Genomic DNA, 18,470 nt, shown 5'->3' with positions numbered 1-18,470 from the left:
ATGCCGGGCGCTCGCGGACCCGTAGTGGGCGGCTCGCCGGGAGCCGTCTCGCTAATGTGTCCCGCATGACGAAATGGGAGTACTCGACAGTGCCGCTACTGGTACATGCGACGAAGCAGATTCTCGACAACTGGGGCCAGGACGGCTGGGAGCTCGTCCAGGTCGTGCCGGGGCCCAACCCCGAGCAGCTGGTCGCCTACCTGAAGCGGCCCAAGCAGTGACGGCCGAGGAGAGGCTGGCGGAGCTGGGCCTGACCCTGCCGGAGGTGGTGCCGCCGCTGGCGGCGTACGTCCCGGCGGTGCGTTCGGGTGACCACGTCTACACCTCGGGGCAGCTTCCGGTGGTGGACGGCAAGCTGAAGGCCGGCGGGAAGGTCGGCGCCGAGGTGGGCGTCGAGGACGCCTACGAGCTCGCGAGGATCTGCGCGCTCAACGCCCTCGCCGCGGTCGCGTCGGAGGCCGGAGGACTGTCGAACATCGTGCGGATCGTCAAGGTGGTCGGGTTCGTGGCCAGCGCCCCCGGTTTCACCGGCCAGCCGCAGGTCGTCAACGGCGCCAGCGAGCTGCTCACCGCGGTGCTCGGCGACGCGGGCAGGCACGCCAGGAGCGCGGTCGGTGTCGCCGTCCTCCCGCTGGACGCGCCGGTCGAGGTCGAGGTGATCGCCGAGGTCCGCTGAGGTCGAGTGGACACCCGGCGCCGGCGAGGCCCTGACGGCCGCGAGGGCACACCGACGGTCCGAGGGCGGGGAGAGCTCGCCGGAGGCCGTGGAGATGCCGTGGGGCCCGCCGGGGGCCGTCTCCCGGCGCCCCACCCGCCGGGGCGGTGCGCCGGGAGGGACCCCGCGATTGTCCGGGGCGGTGCCGTGCCACATGATGGACCCGGCAACCGAGTGATGTTCTGGCGGAGGGTCTCAAATGGGCGGTATCCCGCTTCCTGGCGAGTTCGGTGAGCGTGCACGCGACATTCTGGCCGGGCGGGTCGCGCCGGTACCCGCGCGAGACGCCGCCACCGTGGTCATCCTCCGCGAGAACGCCGGCCGGGTGGAGGTCTACCTACTGAGGCGCAAGGCGAGCATGGCCTTCGCCGCCGGGGCCTACGTCTTCCCGGGTGGGTCGGTCGACCCGCGCGACACCGACCAGGAGATCACCTGGGCCGGCCCCTCGCCCGCGGCCTGGGGTGAGGTCTTCCACGCGGACGAGCAGACCGCGCGGGGCCTGGTGTGCGCCGCAGTGCGGGAGACGTTCGAGGAGTCGGGGGTACTGCTGGCCGGGCCGTCCGCGGAGTCCGTCGTGGCCGACACCACCGGTGACGACTGGGAGGCCGACCGGCTCGCCCTGATCGACAGGACCCTGTCCTTCGCCGACTTCCTCGGCAGGCGCGGCCTGGTCCTCCGCTCCGACCTGCTCCGCCCCTGGGCCCACTGGATCACTCCCGAGGTCGAGAACAAGCGCTTCGACACCCGCTTCTTCGTCGCCGCGCTCCCGCCGGGCCAGCTCACCCGTGACGTTGGCGGCGAGGCCGACCAGGTGGTCTGGGTCCGGCCCGCCGACGCGCTCGACCAGGGGAGGGCCGGCCAGATCTTCCTGATGCCCCCGACCCATCGCACGCTCACCGAGCTGTGCGCCTACGACAAGATCTCCGAGGCGCTGGCGGCCGAGCGTGAGATCGTGACCTTCATGCCCGGGATCGCCGAAGTGGACGGTGAGATGCGCATCGTGCTCGACGACGACTACGAGTTCGGCGGTTCGCGGTGAGCGGGCTGCGGATCCCGCTGGAGGGGCCCGACGGCGCGGGTACCGAGCACGCGCTCAACCTGCTCGCCCCCAACCCCTCCGAGATGACCCTGGACGGTACCAACACATGGGTGATCGGCCTCGGTGAGGAGGTGCTGGTCGTCGACCCCGGCCCCGATGACGAGGAGCACCTGGCGCGGGTCGCCGGCCATCTGGAGGGCCGCCGGGTCACCACGATCCTGCTGACCCACGGGCACCACGACCACAGCGGCGGTGCCGCGAGGTTCGCCGGGCTGGTCGGCGCGCCCGTCAGGGCGCTGGACCCCACGCACCGGCTGGGCGAGGAGGGGCTCGGCGACGGCGACGTGCTCACCGTCGGGGACCTGGAGCTGCACGTGGTGGGCACGCCGGGCCACTCGTTCGACTCGCTCTGCTTCTGGTTGCCGCGGGACAGGGCGATCCTCACCGGCGACACCGTGCTCGGCCGCGGCACCACCGTGATCGCCTCGGACGGTGATCTGGCCGACTACCTCCGCTCCCTGGACCTGCTCAGGGCGAGGGCCGAGCAGGTCGGGGCGGAGGCGTTGCTGCCCGGTCACGGGCCGGTGCTTCCCGATCCGATCGGCACGCTCGACGGCTACATCGCGCACCGGCGGCGGCGGTTGGACCAGATCCGCCAGGCCAGGGAACAGGGGGCGACGACGCCCCGCGAGATCGTCGAGATCGTCTACGCGGAGGTGGACAGGTCCCTCTGGTTCGCCGCCGAGATGTCGGTTCGCGCGCAGCTCGCCTATCTGGACGGCCAGGTTCGCCCCCGGCGGACCCCGCCGTGATGAGGGCCTGCCGGAGGGCGGGGCCCGTCAGCGCGAGCGGTTGTGCAGCCGCTCCAGGTCCATGATAACCACGGCCTTGGCCTCGATGCGCAGCCAGCCGCGCTGGGCGAAGTCGGCCAGTGCCTTGTTCACGGTCTCGCGGGAGGCGCCGACCAGCTGGGCCAGCTCCTCCTGGGTGAGGTCGTGGTGGACCCGCACGCCGTCGTCGACCCGCTGGCCGAAGCGGTCGGCCAGGTCCAGCAGGGCCTTGGCCACCCGTCCCGGCACGTCTGTGAAGACCAGGTCGGCCAGCACGTCGTTGGTACGGCGGAGGCGCTGGGCCAGGGCGCGCAGCAGGTGAAGGGCGACCTCGGGACGGCCGGTCAGCCAGGGGCGCAGGTCGTCGTGTCCGAGCCCGGCCAGCAGGACGTCGGTCAACGCTGTGGCGGACGCCGTGCGGGGACGGGGGTCGAACAGGGAGAGCTCGCCGAACATCTCACCCGGGCCGAGCACGCTGAGCAGGTTCTCCCGGCCGTCGGGCGCGGTGCGGGAGAGTTTGATCTTGCCTTCGAGCACCACGTAGAGGCGATCCCCGGTCTCGTTCTCGCTGAAAAGGGTCTGTCCCTTGGCGAGGCGCACCTCGGAGATGCTCGTGCGCAGCGCGGCGGCGCTCTCCCGGTCGAGCGCGGCGAACAGAGGGGCCTTGCCCAGCACATCGTCGGAGTTCACAGTGCCTCCCGTTTCACGGCTCACGCAGTCATTGTGACCCATCCCACCGAGCGGCTCTGCGGGGGGCCTTGAGCGTAGGCTGTCGGGGTGCCCCGCAATGTCAGCCCCGGTGGTGAATCCCAGCTCGCTCTGGTCCGTCGAGCTCGGCGAATGGACCGAATCCTGGCGGAGGCCTATCCCGACGCCCATTGCGAGCTCGACTTCCGCAATCCTCTCGAGCTGTTGGTCGCGACGATCCTGTCCGCACAGTGCACGGACAAAAGGGTCAATACGGTCACTCCTACCCTTTTTGTGAAATATCCCACAGCAGAAGACTACGCCGCTGCGGACCGGGCCGAGTTGGAGGGGATCATCCGGCCCACCGGGTTCTTCCGGGCCAAGGCCAACAGCATCATCGGTATGGCCCAGGTCCTCTGCGGGCGCTTCGGCGGTGAGGTCCCCGGGAGGCTCAAGGACCTGGTGACCCTGCCGGGGGTCGGCCGCAAGACCGCCAACGTGGTGCTCGGCAACGCCTTCGGGGTGCCCGGCATCACCGTCGACACCCACTTCCAGCGGCTCGTCCACCGCTTCCACTGGACCTCGGAGACCGACCCGGTGAAGATCGAGCAGGTCGTCGCCGAGCTCATCCCGAAGCGCGACTGGACAATGACGTCCCACCGCCTGATCTGGCACGGCCGCCGCGTCTGCCACGCCCGCACGCCGGCCTGCGGAGTCTGCCCGCTCGCCGCGCTCTGCCCCTCGTACGGCATCGGCCCCACGGATCCCGTCCGGGCCGCCAAGCTGGTGCGCCCCGGCCCCTTCTCGTGATCTTTTCCGCACCGCTGTGGTAAGACCGACTCCGGGCACTGGCGGATCCGCCGACATCCCGCCGCTACCGGGAAGCGCGGGGCGGGACGCCGTGTTGCAGAGGACCGGAGGTGTGCCCGTGGAAGAGGTTCCCGGATGGTTGGAAACGCTGGCGGAGCGGGTCGCGGGAACGCCGGTGCCCTCGATGTTGCGCCCGCCGGCGTCCGGCGGGCGGTCGGCCGCGGTGCTGCTGCTCTTCGGTGAGGGGCCGCTCGGCCCGGACGTGCTGCTCATCCAGCGGAGCTCGAACGGGCGCACACACGCCGGTCAGCCCGCGTTCCCGGGCGGCGGGGTGGACCCGGAGGACGACGGCCCGATCGCCGCGGCGCTGCGCGAGGCCGTTGAGGAGACCGGTCTCGATCCGACAGGCGTCCGGGTGATCGGGACCATGCCCGAGCTGTACGTGAGTCACAGCGACAACCGGGTGACCCCGGTGCTGGCCTGGTGGCACACGCCCTGCGTGGTCCACGCGGCCTCGCCGGACGAGGTGGAGTCGGTGGAGCGGGTCCCGATCCGCGAGCTCGTCGATCCGGCCAACCGGATCAGGTTGCGCCATCCGAGAGGCTACTCGGGGCCGGCGTTCCGGGTGCGCGGGCTGCTGGTGTGGGGGTTCACCGCGGGAGTGCTCGACACCGTGCTCGGCAGTTCGGGTTTCGAGCTTCCCTGGGATCATTCACGGATCGAGGACATTCCGCCCGACGTCCTCAACCTCGCGTCCCGTTGACAGGGCCAGACCGAGGCGAGCCCAGTCGGCCACGTCCCCGTCGGGATCGAGGGTCAGCCGTCTCAACGCGGCCAGGCCCGTCGGGTCGGGTGGGCTGCCCATGATGTTCGGCAGCGCGTAGGCGGCCCCGTACCTGATCCGGGGGTCGGCGTGTTCGGAGAGGGCGATCACCGACGGCAGCGCGCGGCGGTCCCTGAGGTGGCCGAAGGCGATCAACACCGAGTAGAGCACCAGGCGGTCGTCCTCGCCGACGGACAGGGCGCGGAGCACCGGCAGCGTCCGGTCGACGAAGCCGAGTCGTCCCAGGATGTCGACCCCGAGCATCCGCTCGGCCGCGGTCTTTCCCGAACAGAGTCTCCGGGCCGCGGTGAAGGTCTCCAGATCGCCCCGTTCCTGCAGCCGGGTGATCGCGCGCCAGCGGGCCGCGCCGTCCTGATCTCGCTCCCGTAGCGCGGTCTCGATGAGAGACGCCACGGTCGCCGCTCCTCCGATCATCGCCATCCGGCCACGATAACCGCAGAGACCTCGCAGAAGGTGTGCACGCGCGGGGCAGGGGCTGGATACCGTAAGGGAGTGAGCGGTGATCTCCTCGACCTCATCCTGATCGCCCTGATGGTGGCCTTCGCGGTGTCGGGATACCGCCAGGGGTTCATCATCGGGGCTCTGAGCTTTGTCGGTTTTGTCGGCGGTGGCCTGCTGGGCATGTTCATCGCCCCGCCCATCGCCGGAGCGGTGGTCGACGGTGAGACCGAGCGGGCGCTGCTGGCGATCGTCATCGTCTTCCTCGCCGCCACGATCGGTCAGTTCGCGTCGTCGACGATCGGCGCGGTGGTCCGCAGCCATGTCACCTGGGAACCCGCCAAGGTCGTCGACGCGGTCGGCGGCACCTTCGCGAGCGCCTTCTCGGTGCTGATCATCGCGTGGCTGATCGGCTCGTTGATCACCTCCTCGCAGTTCACGCTGCTCGGGGAGCAGGTCAGTAAGTCCCTGCTGATCAAAACGGTCGATCAGACGATGCCGAAGCTGGCCAGGGACCTGCAGAAGCCCTTCAGGGACTTCATCGACACCTCCGGCTTTCCCAGGGTCTTCGACGGCATAGCGGGCGGCCAGTTCGTCGAGGTCGCGCCACCCGACCGGAGCGTGCCGAAGAGCGCACAACTCACCCGGGCCCGCCGGGGCATCGTCAAGGTCCAGGGCGTGGCCTCCAGCTGCCGCAAGCACATCGAGGGCACCGGGTTCGTCTACGCCCAGGACAAGATCATGACGAACGCGCACGTGGTCGCCGGGGTCGACCAGGACCTTCAGGTCATCGACCATCTCAACAACGTCCACTCGGCCCAGGTCGTGCTCTACAACCCCGACAGGGACATCGCGATCCTGCGTGTCCCCAACCTGAACCTGCCGATCCTGCGCTTCGACGGCACAGCCAAGAAGGACGACGACGCCATCGTCGCGGGCTTCCCGCACGGCCAGGGTTACACCATGGAGCCGGCCAGGATCAGGGACCGGCAGAAGGCTCAGGGGCCCAACATCTACGAGCACAAGACCGTCAACCGGGATGTCTACTGGATCCGCGGCCTGGTCCGGCAGGGCAACTCCGGCGGGCCGCTGCTCACCACCGACGGCAAGGTCTACGGCGTCGTCTTCGCGGCGGCCACCGACAGGGCGGAGACCGGCTTCGTGCTGACCGCCGCCGAAGTGGCACCGGACGCCGAAGACGGCTCCAGGCTGTCCAACCGGGTGAACACCCAGGAGTGCACCCGGAGCTGATCAGGCCACGGACGTCCCACTTGGATTCGCTCCCTCGGGGGGAACCAGACACCGGATCAGGTCTCTGATCGCCGCGATGGCCGTTTCGGCGTCCAGGTCGCCCAGCCTTCCGGCCGCCACCGCCATCTCCTCGTACGGCGTGCCGTACCGGCTGATCCGGTCGGCGCCCCGGGCGAACAGCGTCGCGGCTCCGCCGCGGTTGCCCCGCTGCAGGTGGGTGAGGCCCACGCAGATCTGCGCCAGCCCCTGCCACAGCTCGCGCTCCTGGGCGGGGGAGTTCTTCCAGCGGCCTTCCAGCACCTCGTGGGCGTGGAACGGGCGTCCCTCGCCGAGCAGCCTGTGGGCCTCGGAGAGGGCCTCCTCCGCGCTCGGCGCGTAGTCGTCCGGAATGCGTGCCACGCCTTCCGCGCCGTACGGAAGCGGCCTTCCGAACGCGTCGCGAGGACGCCGGTTGCGCGGCCTCCCGTCGGCGTCCCGGTCTCGCCCGTTCACCCGTCGGGCTCCGGATCGGACAGCCAGGTGACGAGCTCGGCGTCGAACTCCTCCGGGCACTCCTCGTGCGGGAAGTGTCCGGCGCCCTCGATCAGCCGCCACCGGTAGGGGGCGGCCACGTAGCGGCCCGAGCCCTGGGCGGTGCGGGGCAGGACGTGCCGGTCGAACGCGCCGTGCACCTGCAGAGTCGGTACGTTGATCTGGGCGCGCATGGTCTTCGCGTAGCGCCACCCGTCCGGGCGGAGCTGGGAGCGGCCGAACCAGCGGTGGTACTCCAGCGCGCAGTGCGAGACGTTGGGGATGCGGAACGCGTCGCGGTAGGTCTTCGCCACCTCCTCCTGCGGCCAGCCGGGAGCCGACCACTTCTCCAGCAACCGTCCCACCATGGCGCCGGAGTCGGCGGTCAGGCGCCGCTCGGGGAGCAGCGGCAGCTGGAATCCCAGCGCGTAGCGAGCCGCCCTGAACTGGCCGAACGGCTCGGTGAACAGCGCGGTGCGGAGCCGTCGGGGGTGTGGTGCGGAGACGGTGACCAGCCGCAGGACCGCCTTCGGGTCCTTCACGGCCATGGTCCAGGCGAGCAGTCCGCCCCAGTCGTGGCCGACGACGATCGCGGAGCTCTCGCCCAGCGCCCTGACCAGCCCGGCCGCATCGGCGGCCAGGGTGTACAGGTCGTAGCCACGTGGCGGCTTGTCGCTGGCGCCGTAGCCGCGCAGATCGACGGCGACGGCGCGGTAGCCCGCTGCCGGAAGCGAGACAAGCTGGTTGCGCCAGCTCCACCAGAACTGCGGGAATCCGTGGAGCAGCAGCACGAGGGGGCCCGTACCGGCCTCCACGACGTGGAAGCGGGTGCCTCCGGCATGGACCGAGTGGTGGGTCCACGGACCCTCCAGCCTGACCATGGACTCATCGGGTCTGCTCACTGGCCCGGTCTCACCGGATCGCGATGGCTGCCCACCTGGCCGGCCGTGACCGGAGCGGTGGGAACGGCGCCGGCCTCGGCTCCGCTCTTGATGGTCTTGAGCGAGTGCAGGGTCCGCCGCATTCCGGTCAGGCCCTTGAGCCGCCGGATGCCGACGAAGACCAGCAGCCCGGCCACGATCAGATAGAACACCGTGACGATCAGGAAGGCGAGCCAGGTCCACAGGCCCGCGGCGACCAGGCCGTAGGCGATCGCGAACGAGGCGAGGATCAGACACAGGTGGGCCATGAACGCCGCGGCGCCGAAGAGACCCGCCGCCACGCCGACCCGTTTGGCGTCGAACCTGAGCTCTGCCTTGGCCAACTCGATCTCGGCACGGACCAGTGTGGATATGTGGTCACTGGCCGCGGCGACCAGGGCGCCCAGCGACTCCTCCTGTGGCTCCGCGGGCGGAATATGTGTCATGGACGGGGTCTCCTATCAAGGGCCTCTGTCGAACATCATGCTGCGCCCTGAGGCGGTCGTGCACGCACACCTGCGGCGGGATCGTCACCGGAGCCGGTGTCGCGGTCACAACTGTGGTAATCGCGCATGTGTCATCGAATATCTGCGTCGTCAAGACTTCAGACTTTAGTCCGGCCGTACCGGGTTGGTGAGGTCCCGGCCGTCCTGCGGTGGGAATCCGCGCCGCCGGGCGCGCCTTCGAGGCGGTGGGGCGCGGAGGATCTCCGGCTGGTCTTCCGCCCGTCGCCCTCGGTCAGGGCGGCGGCGGGCCGTTTCGGTTCCGGCGCCGGACGACACCGGTGGGGAGGTTGTCACGGCCGGGGGCTACCCCGGCGGCGGATCGACGAACATCGCGGCGGCGATGAGGAGCCGGCCCCGGGTGGGCCAGGGGCACTGACCCACCCGGGTTCTCGGGTTCGCTCAGTCCTCGCCCTTGGCGCTGGGCAGCTTCTCCGAGATGAGATTCATCACCGTGCTGTCGGCCAGGGTGGTGACGTCGCCGATGCTGCGGTTCTCCGCCACGTCGCGCAGCAGCCGCCGCATGATCTTGCCGGAGCGGGTCTTGGGCAGCTCGGGCACCACCAGGATCTGGCGGGGCTTCGCGATCGGGCCCAGTGTCCTGGACACGTGGGCACGGAGTTCGGCGGCGATGTCCGCCCCCTCCTCGGCGTTGCCGCGCAGGATCACGAACGAAACGATGGCCTGCCCGGTCACCGGGTCGGTAGCCCCGACCACGGCCGCCTCCGCGACCTTCGGGTGGGAGACCAGCGCCGACTCGACCTCGGTGGTGGAGATGTTGTGCCCGGAGACGAGCATGACGTCGTCCACCCTGCCGAGCAGCCAGATGTCGCCGTCCTGGTCCCTCTTGGCGCCGTCGCCCGCGAAGTACATGCCCTCGAAGCGGGACCAGTAGGTGTCGATGTAGCGCTGGTCGTCGCCCCAGATCGTGCGGAGCATCGACGGCCACGGGTCACGGATCGCGAGGTAGCCGCCACCGCCGTTGCCGACGCTTCGGCCCTGGTCGTCGACCACGTCGGCGGTGATGCCCGGCAGCGGGCGCATGGCCGCGCCGGGCTTGCCCTCGGTGACGCCGGGCAGCGGGCTGATCATGATGGCGCCGGTCTCGGTCTGCCACCAGGTGTCGACGACCGGGGTGCGGTTGCCGCCGATGTGCTCGCGGTACCAGACGTACGCCTCGGGGTTGATCGGCTCGCCGACGCTGCCCAGGATCCGCAGAGAAGACATGTCGTACTTGGCGGGGATGTCGTCGCCCCACTTCATGAACGTGCGGATGGCCGTCGGGGCGGTGTAGAGCAGGGTGACCCCGTACTTCTGCACGATCTCCCAGAACCGGCCGCGGTGCGGGGTGTCCGGGGTGCCCTCGTAGATGACGCTGGTCGCGCCGTTGGCCAGCGGGCCGTACACGATGTAGGAGTGACCGGTCACCCAGCCGATGTCGGCGGTGCACCAGTAGACGTCGGTGTCGGGCTTGAGGTCGAAGACCGCGTCGTGGGTGTACGCGGCCTGGGTGAGGTAGCCGCCGGTGGTGTGCAGGATGCCCTTGGGCCTACCGGTCGTGCCGCTGGTGTAGAGGATGTAGAGCGGGTCCTCGGCGTCGTTCGGCAGCGCCTCGTGGACGTCGGACTGCCGGTCCACCACATCGTGCCACCAGACGTCCTTGTCGGTCTGGTCGACCTCCTGGCCGGTCCGCCGCACGACCAGGACGTGCTCGATGCCGGGGCACTCCGCGACCGCCTCGTCCACGGTCGGCTTGAGCGCGCTGGGCGCGCCGCGGCGGTAGCCGCCGTCGGCGGTGACCACGATCCTGGCGTCCGCGTCCTTGATCCGGCCGCTGAGCGCGCTGGCGGAGAACCCGCCGAACACGACCGAGTGGATCGCTCCGATCCGGGCACAGGCCAGCATCGTGATCGGCAGTTCGGGAATCATCGGCATGTAGATCGCGACCCGGTCCCCCTTGCCGACACCCAGCTCGGCGAGCGCGTTGGCGGCCTTGGAGACCTCGCGCCGCAGGTCGGCGTAGGTGAGCGTGCGGCTGTCGCCCTCGGGCTCGCCCTCCCAGTGATAGGCGACCTTGTCACCGCGACCGGCCTCCACATGGCGGTCGACGCAGTTGTAGGCGATGTTGAGCTCGCCGCCGACGAACCACTTGGCGAAGGGCGGGTTCCACTCAAGGGTGCTGTCCCAGCGCTTTGACCAGGTCAGGCGGTCGGCCTGCTTCTCCCAGAAGGCGAGGCGGTCCTGCTCGGCCTCCGCGTAGGCGTCGGCGGTCACGTTCGCGGCCGCGGCCAGGCCTGCGGGAGGTGCGAACCGCCGGGTCTCGTTCAGCAGGTTCGACAGCGTCTCCTGGGTCTCACGAGACTCGGAACCAGGGGTCTCCGGGGCCACTGCGCACTCCTCACGTACTGCTATCGACTGGTCGTGTCCCACTTCACCAGGCCACCGGTGCTCGCCACAAGAGGTCTAGACAGGTCTGTACCAATCGGTGATAAGGCCTCATAGGCCTTCAAAACGCCTTGATTTTGCGGGAACGACCACTCTGGAAATGTTGTGTTTTCGACACCGTAGGAATGTAGACGGCGTTATTCAACGCGTATTGACACGGCGCTGCGCCGGACGGTGGCATGCGCTCGGCGAACGGTCCCGCGGCTGTTTTCCCGAGCCGCCGGAGGTCACCCCGCAGCCTGGTCGAGGCCTCGCCGGGCGGCCCCGATAGGGTCGGGCAGCGTGAGCGACCCATTGGCTGTCATCGCAGGAATGCCCGGAGTGTCGGAGGCGGTCACCGACGCGCGCAAGGCCGTCGACCGGCTTTACGGGCACCGCGTACTGCGGCGTAAGAGCCCGGAGGTGTCGGCCAGGTCCGCCCTGCGCGGCGCTCGTGCGTCAGCCGCACTGGAGGGCGTGGACATCCCGCTCGATGTCATCCCCGAGGCCACCGACCCGGTGGTACAGGGCGCGCTACGCGTCTCGGCCGAGCTGGGGCGGCTCGGCTCGACCTGGCGTACGGCACCCCGCCAGGTGCTGGCCAGGCTGCACACGCTCGCCGCCTCCGGGCTCACCAAGGACCTCGGCCGCCCCAGGGCCACGGCCGAGGCGTCCGATCCGCTCGGTCTTGGCGCCGCGCCCGAACCGCAGGAGGCGGTGGCGCGGGTGGACGGTCTCGTCCAACTGGTGACGGCCTCCTCGAAGGCGCCGGCGCTGGTGCTCGCCGCCGTCGTGCACGCGGAGCTGGCGGTGCTGCGCCCGTTCGGGTCGGCGGACGGCCTGGTCGCGCGGGCGGCGGAGCGGCTGACGCTGGTGGAGTTCGGCCTGGACCCGAAATCGCTGGTGGCCGTCGAGGTGGGTCACCTCGAACTCGGCCCGGCCTACGGGGAGGGACTGCGGTCGTACCTGAGCGGCACCCCCGAGGGTGTCGCGGCGTGGGTGCGACACTGCGCGACGGCGGTCACCCTGGGCGTGCGCGAGGCCACGGCGATCTGCGAGGCCATGCAGCGGGGCTGATCCCGATCGGATGCCGCCCGCGCGCGTACGATCACTCGTGGTGATCGATTACGGACATCCCCGGCACCTGCCCACACGAGCCGACGGCGCCCCTGGTAGGAGGCGCCGTCGTCGGCACGTTCCTACCGGGTTACCAAGCGTGCACCTGATAATCGTTGAAACGGGACAAGCCCGCTTCAACGCGCCTCCCGCGGCTGACGGCGCGTGGGTACCCAGCGGTCGTGCCCGGACACATGGTCCGTGCAACCTTTGTACGTCCGATCCGCGCTGATGGGAACCCCTAGGGGCAAAACCTTTGCGGATCGAGGGACATTAATCAGCAAACCCACTCGTATGCCATCTTGCGTCGCGTGAGGCCGGCCGATGCCGTTCGCGCGGGCGGGGCCGGGCTCCGGTGATGATCACTTAACGTAGTCGCGGTTCGCCCGTGCGAGGAGTGCGCCCGGATCGGGCGGTATCCGGAGACTGGATCGTTACATTAAAAAAACTAGTGGAAATTGAGGATTACTCCTCGACGAAACTTGAGTTGATCGGGCAGCATGAGTTGGTATCTCCCCAAACCGGAGTAACTGCGCACAGGTTGCACCGCAATCCTTTGCCATGCTCTGGTTGGCCGTTGAAGCTTTCTTCTGAAACGGGACCGGCTCTACCCCCCCAGAGCCGGACCGGTCGGCGACCCCCGTCCTCCCCCCGGCGGGGGTCGCCTCTTTTCCCAGCGGTCACTCCCGCCCCGGTTTCTCGGGGTGACGTGCCCACGCACCCGAACGTGCGAGGCCGGCCCGCTGAGGTGTTCGGTGTCTTCCGCGCTCGTACGGCTTCTTCTGGGCGCTGGTTTTCCACAGGCCGGGTCACCTCGGAGCCGGTCGTCCACAGTATGGCGTTCGGTACCTCGCGGACGGGGAGCCGTCGCGGAGGGTGGGGTCCCCGCATCCCAGGAGGCATCAGTGGACCGCCCGCTGGTCATCACCGAAGACCATGATCTGCTCGATGATCTGCTCCGCATCGCCGCCGCGGCCGGAGCCGAGCTTGACGTCGCCCACGCGCCCGCACACGCCCGGCCCTACTGGAACCGTGCTCCGCTGGTCGTCGTCGGTGACGACATGGCAGACGCGCTGGCCTCGACCGGACCGCCACCTCGCCCCCGTGTCCTCCTGGTCACCCGAACCTGCGACGACCCCGACACATGGCGCAGGTGCGTCGCGGTCGGCGCCCAGGCCGTGCTGGAGCTGCCCGCCGCGGAGCGTCGGCTGGTCGACGAGTTCGCAGACGTCGTCGAGCCACCCGCCAAGCCGGGACTCGTGGTCTGCGTCGCGGGCGGGCGCGGCGGAGCCGGGGCCAGCGTGCTGGCGGGCTCGCTGGCGCTGGCCGCGTCCCGCCGACGCATCCGCACCCTTCTGATCGACGCCGACCCGCTCGGCGGAGGACTGGATCTCCTTCTTGGCCAGGAGGAGTCCGACGGAGCGCGCTGGTCGGATCTGGTCGCCCGCGAGGGCAGGGTCAGCTGCACGGCGCTCCAGGCGGCCCTGCCGACCTTCGCGGGACTGACGCTGCTCTCCTTCAGCCGGGGCGAGGTCGAGCCGATCCCGGCCGAGGCGATGCGCTCGGTCCTCGAAGCGGGGCGCAGGGGCTTCGAGCTGGTGGTCGTCGACCTGCCGCGCCACCTCGACCAGGCCGCGGTGGAGGCGCTCGGCCGAGCCGGCACCACCCTCCTGGTCGTCACCGCCGACGTGCGCGGCGTGCTCGCTGCGGCACAGGTGCTGGCCTCCTTGCGCGAGCACACCGGTGAGGTGCGGGCGGTTGTGCGCAGCGGGGTCCTGAACGACGACGTGGTGACGGGCTCGCTCGGCGTTCCGCACGGCGGTAGCCTCCCCGACCAGCCTCGCCTCGCCGCCGCGCTTGATCGGGGGGACGTTCCCCCACTCGGCCGTCGCACCTCTCTCGGACGGTTCTGCGCCGCTTTCCTGCACGAGCGGCTCGGGGCGGACAGGTGAAACGGGCCGAGCGCGCGCCGGCGGTTTCGCCGGAGCTGGTGGAGGCGGTCCGGGTGCGGCTGGCCAGGACGGGAGTCGAGCCCAGTGCCGCGCACGTCGCGGTAGCGCTGCGGGCCGAACGGGCGATGCTCGGCGACGCGGAGATCCTGGCGGTGGCCCGGGTCCTGTGCGCCGATCTCATCGGAGCGGGTCCACTGGAGCCGTTGCTGGCCGAGGCCCAGGTCACCGATGTGCTGGTGAACGGCCCGCGCGAGGTGTGGGTCGACGACGGGAACGGGCTGCGCCTGACCTCGATCGTCTTCCCCGGCGAGGACGCGCTCCGGCGGCTCGCGCAGCGGCTCGCCTCCGCCGCGGGCAGACGTCTCGACGACGCCTGTCCCTATGTCGACGCCCGCCTGGCGGGAGGTGTCCGGCTGCACGCCGTCCTGCCGCCCGTGGCGCCCAACGGCACCTGCCTGTCCTTGCGACTCCCGCCTCGGCGCACCCTCACCCTGCACGATCTGGTCGAGGCGGGCGCGATCGGGGCGGAAAGCGTCGCCGTTCTCACCGCGGTGATCGAGTCGAGGATCGCCTTCCTGGTCACCGGGGGTACGGGGACCGGCAAGACGACCATGCTGTCGGCCCTGCTCTCCCTGGCGGATGCCGGGGAGAGGCTGCTGCTGGTCGAGGACTCCGCCGAGCTGAGACCGCTACATCCCCATGTCGTCCGCCTGGAGGCACGCCCGGCCAACCTTGAGGGCGCCGGTGGTGTCGGCCTGCGTGACCTCGTCCGTCAGGCCCTGCGGATGCGCCCCGACCGTCTCGTCGTCGGCGAGGTGAGGGGGGCGGAAGTGGTTGATCTTCTAAATGCTTTGAACACCGGTCACGAGGGAGGCTGCGGCACCCTGCACGCCAACACCGCGACCGACGTGCCACCCCGCCTGGAAGCGCTGGCATGCGCGGCGGGTCTCAGCAGGGAGGCGGTCCACAGCCAGATCGCCGCGGCCCTGGACGTCGTCATCCACCTCGTTCGCGACCACGCCGACGGGCGCCGCCGGGTCGCCGAGATCTGCATGATGATCCGCCGCCCCTCGGGACTGGTGGAGGCCGAACCGGCCCTCACCTTCGCCCCGGACGGCCGGTTGAGCCCCGGCCCCGGCCTACCGGCCCTCGCAGCCCGAGCGCCCGGTATCCCCGCCTCGCCGGCTCCCCGCCGCAGGCCCTACCTGTCCCCCCGCCCGCCAGGGTCGTACGGGCCGTCCGAGGCCCCACCGGTCGCCTCCCACCGGGACACCGTGGCCTTCGAGGCTCTCGGCGGCCCGTGTCCGGACGCCCGGGGTCCCGCGCGTCCACGAGAGGTCTCTTCCGACGCCTCGGGGTCCGGTGTCCCCTCACCCCCGTCTCGCCGGAAGACACGCCCGGACGTTCCCGGCTGCCCGAGTCCCGGCGAGCCGACGTCATGACGGCGGCCGCCCTGGTTCTCGTCACCCTGGCGGCCTGGTTGTGGACGGGTGCGGATTCCGGCACCGCCCGCCTGGGCCGCCTGCGCCGTCGCGGCCCGGTCGCCTCGCCCTCTTTGCGGGAGAGGTTCGCCGCTCACTCGCGGCCCTCCCGGCGCGTGGCGGCCTGGCGGGTCGCGTCGATCGAGCTCTGTCAGGGCCTCGCCGCCGAACTGGCGGCGGGACGGACGGCCGGTGACGCGCTGGCGCGGGCCGTGCGGGCAGCGGGGTTTCCCGATCCCGAGGCTCTGCGCCCGCTGGTCGCGGCCGCGAGGGACGGGGGTGACGTACCCGCCGCTTTACTGGCCGTGGCGCCGGAGCAGGGCGGCGAGGCCTTCCGGGCACTGGCCGCCTGCTGGAAGGTGAGCGTGACAGCGGGGGCGGGCCTGGCCGTCCTTGTCGATCGTGTCGCAGCCTCCCTGAGAGAGGCTCAGAGCCATCGCCAGGACGTCGCCGCCCAACTCGCCGGCCCTCGCGCCACGGCCCGCCTGCTGGCAGGTCTGCCCGTCCTCGGTCTGCTGATGGCGGCCGGCCTCGGCATGCGCCCGCTGCACTTCCTGTTCGGCGGTCCGGCGGGCGTCGGCTGTCTGGTCGTCGGTCTCGCACTCGACGCCGGTGGCCTGTGGTGGACCCATCGCCTGGTCGCCCGGGCCCAGCGGGGCTGACACCCCCTGGCCCGGATCGCGAAAGGAGAAAGAATGATCATTCTGCTTGCCGTGGTGCTCGCCGGAATCGCCGTCCGGCTGTGGATCGCCCGGTGCGAACCCGCCGACCGGCTCCGCCGCGTATGGCGCTCAGCACACCTGGCCGGGTTTCCGAAAGTACGGCCAGAGGCCGAAGCACCCACGTTTTTCTCGGCCACGGGGATGGTCCGAGCCCCGTTCGCGAGACCGGTTCGGGACCTGCCTGTGAGGACGGCTCGGAACCCGTTTGCGCGGACAGGCCGAGGTCTGTCCACGGGGACGGCCCGGGATCCGGTCGCGCGAACGGCCCGCGGCCCGTTCGCCGGGATGGTTCGTGATCCGGAGGTAAGGCGGCGGCCGAGCCGGGGTGAGATCGCGGCGGCCCTCGCCGTGGGGCCGGCGGCGTTCCTGGCCGTGGGAGGTCTGCCGGGAGCGGTCGTCGGGGCGGCGGGTTCCGGGATCGCGCTGGCGGTGCTGCGGAGGCGAGAGTCACCCGAAGTGCGCGAGGAACACAGACGGTTGACGGCGGATCTGCCGCTGGCGGCCGATCTCATGGTCGCCTGCCTGCGCGCGGGCCAGCCGATCACCGGAGCCGTCGACGTCACGGCGGAGGCGATCGCGGGACCACTGGGCGAGAGACTGGCCTGGGTGAGTGGCCAACTGAGACTGGGAGCCGCACCGGAGAGCGCCTGGCAGGCCCTGGCCGCCGAGCGCTCGCTCGCCCCGCTGGCCCGTGCCATGAGCCGGGCCGCAGCCAGCGGCGCACCGGTGGCCGACGTCCTCACCAGGCTCTCCGACGACTTCCGCCGTGCCGTCCGCGCCGCGTCGTCGGCGGCCGCCCAACGGGTCGGCGTCCAGGTGGTCGCTCCCCTGGGGCTCTGTTTCCTGCCCGCGTTCGTCTTCCTGGGCATCATCCCCGTCGTGGCCGGCCTCGCCGGCGAGGTGCTCCTTCCCTGACGACCGTCACCGCTGGGAAACCGTTATTTCGATCGGGGGCCGTGTCCGTGGGATGAGAGTGGTGTGCGGCCGTCTCTGGCCCCGCGGACGGTCCCTGGCTCGCGCACCACCGCCTGCGGGGAGTTAGGGATGCGATGGCACGGGAGGTGGGAGCGCCGTGTCGCGGCGTGGTTCAGGGCGAGTCCACCGGTTCGGCGTAGTGCTTCCCGAGTCGTCCGGCGAGGCGGCGCGCGACCTGCGGTAGGTCCTCTGTCGGCGCCTGGTCGGCGGGCTCTTCGAGGAAGCAGGTGCCCCAGCAGAAGACCGTGCCCGCGCGGTCGGCCCACACGCTCAGCTCGGCACTGATCACGAGGCGAGGCTGCCCTCGGTCGTAGGAGATCGTCGGGTAGATCCGGTGGGCGTGAAGCTCGGTACGCAGGTGCTTGAGGGCGGCGATGGCACCGGGATGCCACTTGGTCACGTTCAGTCGGTCGCCTTCCGGGGTGTCGTAGGGCGGGATCACGATCGGCTCCTTTCCTACGACGAGGGACATGGCCCCGGGGTTCGTTCGAGGCGGTCCGGTGGCAGAGCGCGAGGGCGGGGAACGGGCTCGGGGGCCACCGGGAGTGGCAAACCCGGACGGTTGGCCGCACTGGGTGTAGGCGGCTGGTGAGGTCCGCCGGGGGTCGGCTTCTGCCTGCTCCATGAGGCCCCACAGCTCAGCGGCGCTGGTCGCGTGGACGATGTGGCAGCGCGCCGGGTCGGTGCACTGCCAAGCCTCGAAGCGCCTGTGGCGCAGGCTCCACATGACGAACCAGGTGGGGGCATGCTTGTTGTACCTGCTGGGCGGCTCGGGCCGCGTCGCTGTCAGCGCGGGTCGACATGCTCGGCCAGGATCACGTCGGCCAGTAGCGGCAGCCCACCGCGCAGCAGGTCTGCAGCGTCCTTGTCACGCAAGACGGCGTGGTGCTCGGCGAGCTGTCTGGCAGCCGCGAGTAGTGTCAACTCGGAGCTGAGCAGCGGGCTGCCTGCGTGGTTGAGTTCGGGGCCGGTCCACCAGAACCGCTCACCGTCGGTGTAGGCCAGCAGCCCGTAATGGACGGAGACGATGGCGTTGCCGGAGGCGAGTTCGTGGACGTCCGCGCGGATGTGGTGAATCTCGGCCAGTATGGCGGCCAGGTCCTGGGCGTACTCCAGGGCGGTTGGTGGTGGGGCGGTGATCGGAGAGGCGGGTCCGCATCCGCTCAGGAGTCCCTTCCTGATCAAGGGGCCCGTACGGCGTGTCAGCGCCTGCGGGCTTCGCCCTTTGCGCGGGCAAGACGTATTGTCACCGT

General features: G+C 70.7%; 19 protein-coding genes and 1 pseudogene. 12 read left to right on the top strand and 8 right to left on the bottom strand.

Features of this window, described 5'->3' with window-relative positions; translation table 11 throughout:
- Positions 1-65: 65 nt before the first annotated feature.
- The 4 genes from ACFQVD_RS29395 to ACFQVD_RS29380 all read left to right on the top strand — a co-directional run bounded on the left by ACFQVD_RS29395 (position 66) and on the right by ACFQVD_RS29380 (position 2,566).
- A complete protein-coding gene (locus tag ACFQVD_RS29395; RefSeq protein WP_012887236.1) occupies positions 66-221 on the top strand; it encodes a DUF4177 domain-containing protein in 156 nt (51 codons plus the stop codon).
- Positions 218-676 carry a RidA family protein gene (locus tag ACFQVD_RS29390; RefSeq protein ID WP_343961740.1) on the top strand — a complete coding sequence of 153 codons (459 nt, stop codon included), beginning with the start codon at positions 218-220 and terminating at the stop codon, positions 674-676. Before ACFQVD_RS29395 ends, ACFQVD_RS29390 begins: the two co-directional genes overlap by 4 nt.
- 238 nt (positions 677-914) lie before the next feature.
- The gene (locus ACFQVD_RS29385) at positions 915-1,754 is read left to right on the top strand and encodes an NUDIX hydrolase (protein ID WP_343961742.1); all 840 of its coding nucleotides are present in this window, start codon (positions 915-917) and stop codon (positions 1,752-1,754) included.
- Positions 1,751-2,566: an MBL fold metallo-hydrolase gene (locus ACFQVD_RS29380; RefSeq protein WP_343961744.1), complete on the top strand. Its 816-nt coding sequence runs from the start codon at positions 1,751-1,753 to the stop codon at positions 2,564-2,566. The genes ACFQVD_RS29385 and ACFQVD_RS29380 overlap by 4 nt, the downstream gene beginning before the upstream one ends.
- Positions 2,567-2,593: 27 nt before the next feature.
- On the opposite strand, the gene ACFQVD_RS29375 is transcribed toward ACFQVD_RS29380, so the two are convergent.
- Positions 2,594-3,316, bottom strand: a complete 723-nt coding sequence (locus ACFQVD_RS29375) for a Crp/Fnr family transcriptional regulator (RefSeq protein WP_051753478.1) — start codon at positions 3,314-3,316, stop codon at positions 2,594-2,596.
- Positions 3,317-3,361: 45 nt separating this feature from the next.
- On the opposite strand from ACFQVD_RS29375, the gene nth reads away from it, so the two are divergent.
- Both nth and ACFQVD_RS29365 read left to right on the top strand, forming a co-directional pair.
- A complete protein-coding gene (gene nth / locus ACFQVD_RS29370; protein WP_343961748.1) occupies positions 3,362-4,081 on the top strand; it encodes an endonuclease III in 720 nt (239 codons plus the stop codon).
- Positions 4,082-4,199: 118 nt separating this feature from the next.
- Positions 4,200-4,844: an NUDIX hydrolase gene (locus ACFQVD_RS29365; RefSeq protein WP_343961751.1), complete on the top strand. Its 645-nt coding sequence runs from the start codon at positions 4,200-4,202 to the stop codon at positions 4,842-4,844.
- On the opposite strand, the gene ACFQVD_RS29360 is transcribed toward ACFQVD_RS29365, so the two are convergent.
- Positions 4,794-5,345: a HEAT repeat domain-containing protein gene (locus ACFQVD_RS29360; RefSeq protein WP_343961753.1), complete on the bottom strand. Its 552-nt coding sequence runs from the start codon at positions 5,343-5,345 to the stop codon at positions 4,794-4,796. The two genes, ACFQVD_RS29365 and ACFQVD_RS29360, sit on opposite strands and share 51 nt — an antisense overlap.
- Before the next feature lie 72 nt (positions 5,346-5,417).
- On the opposite strand from ACFQVD_RS29360, the gene ACFQVD_RS29355 reads away from it, so the two are divergent.
- On the top strand, positions 5,418-6,614 hold the full coding sequence (locus ACFQVD_RS29355) for a MarP family serine protease (protein ID WP_343961755.1): 1,197 nt from the start codon (positions 5,418-5,420) through the stop codon (positions 6,612-6,614).
- Here ACFQVD_RS29355 and ACFQVD_RS29350 read toward each other — a convergent pair whose 3' ends face one another.
- The 4 genes from ACFQVD_RS29350 to acs all read right to left on the bottom strand — a co-directional run bounded on the left by ACFQVD_RS29350 (position 6,615) and on the right by acs (position 10,935).
- Positions 6,615-7,013 carry a DUF309 domain-containing protein gene (locus ACFQVD_RS29350; RefSeq protein WP_343961758.1) on the bottom strand — a complete coding sequence of 133 codons (399 nt, stop codon included), beginning with the start codon at positions 7,011-7,013 and terminating at the stop codon, positions 6,615-6,617. It lies immediately after the preceding gene.
- Positions 7,014-7,102: 89 nt separating this feature from the next.
- The gene (locus ACFQVD_RS29345; RefSeq protein WP_386274392.1) at positions 7,103-8,005 is read right to left on the bottom strand and encodes an alpha/beta fold hydrolase; all 903 of its coding nucleotides are present in this window, start codon (positions 8,003-8,005) and stop codon (positions 7,103-7,105) included.
- 17 nt (positions 8,006-8,022) lie between these two features.
- Positions 8,023-8,490 carry a phage holin family protein gene (locus tag ACFQVD_RS29340; RefSeq protein WP_030924203.1) on the bottom strand — a complete coding sequence of 156 codons (468 nt, stop codon included), beginning with the start codon at positions 8,488-8,490 and terminating at the stop codon, positions 8,023-8,025.
- A 459-nt stretch (positions 8,491-8,949) separates the two neighbouring features.
- Entirely contained in the window at positions 8,950-10,935 is a 1,986-nt protein-coding gene (acs, locus tag ACFQVD_RS29335) for an acetate--CoA ligase (RefSeq protein ID WP_343961764.1), read from the bottom strand.
- Between the two features lie 339 nt (positions 10,936-11,274).
- On the opposite strand from acs, the gene ACFQVD_RS29330 reads away from it, so the two are divergent.
- The 5 genes and pseudogenes from ACFQVD_RS29330 to ACFQVD_RS29310 all read left to right on the top strand — a co-directional run bounded on the left by ACFQVD_RS29330 (position 11,275) and on the right by ACFQVD_RS29310 (position 17,157).
- Positions 11,275-12,048, top strand: coding sequence for an oxidoreductase (locus tag ACFQVD_RS29330; protein WP_343961766.1), 774 nt, complete (start codon positions 11,275-11,277; stop codon positions 12,046-12,048).
- 944 nt (positions 12,049-12,992) lie between these two features.
- On the top strand, positions 12,993-14,039 hold the full coding sequence (gene ssd, locus ACFQVD_RS29325; protein WP_343961768.1) for a septum site-determining protein Ssd: 1,047 nt from the start codon (positions 12,993-12,995) through the stop codon (positions 14,037-14,039).
- Positions 14,036-15,199 (top strand): annotated as a pseudogene (locus tag ACFQVD_RS29320) (TadA family conjugal transfer-associated ATPase); the annotation flags it as partial. The gene ssd and the pseudogene ACFQVD_RS29320, both read left to right, overlap by 4 nt.
- A gap of 278 nt (positions 15,200-15,477) precedes the next feature.
- Positions 15,478-16,182 (top strand): type II secretion system F family protein, encoded by a 705-nt coding sequence (locus ACFQVD_RS29315; RefSeq protein WP_343961770.1) that lies wholly within the window; start codon positions 15,478-15,480, stop codon positions 16,180-16,182.
- Between the two features lie 345 nt (positions 16,183-16,527).
- Complete coding sequence (locus ACFQVD_RS29310; RefSeq protein ID WP_343961772.1) at positions 16,528-17,157, top strand: type II secretion system F family protein; 630 nt, start codon at positions 16,528-16,530, stop codon at positions 17,155-17,157.
- A gap of 172 nt (positions 17,158-17,329) precedes the next feature.
- Here the strand turns inward: ACFQVD_RS29310 and ACFQVD_RS29305 are convergent, their stop codons facing one another.
- Positions 17,330-17,659, bottom strand: coding sequence for a hypothetical protein (locus ACFQVD_RS29305; protein WP_343961774.1), 330 nt, complete (start codon positions 17,657-17,659; stop codon positions 17,330-17,332).
- A gap of 344 nt (positions 17,660-18,003) precedes the next feature.
- Positions 18,004-18,402: a hypothetical protein gene (locus tag ACFQVD_RS29300; RefSeq protein ID WP_343961776.1), complete on the bottom strand. Its 399-nt coding sequence runs from the start codon at positions 18,400-18,402 to the stop codon at positions 18,004-18,006.
- Between the last annotated feature and the right edge of the window lie 68 nt (positions 18,403-18,470).

Source organism: Streptosporangium amethystogenes subsp. fukuiense (assembly GCF_042665875.1).
In the GTDB taxonomy this organism is placed as follows: domain Bacteria; phylum Actinomycetota; class Actinomycetes; order Streptosporangiales; family Streptosporangiaceae; genus Streptosporangium; species Streptosporangium fukuiense.
Note: the sequence above shows the minus strand (reverse complement) of the source record. Positions and strands in the feature narration are given on the sequence as shown.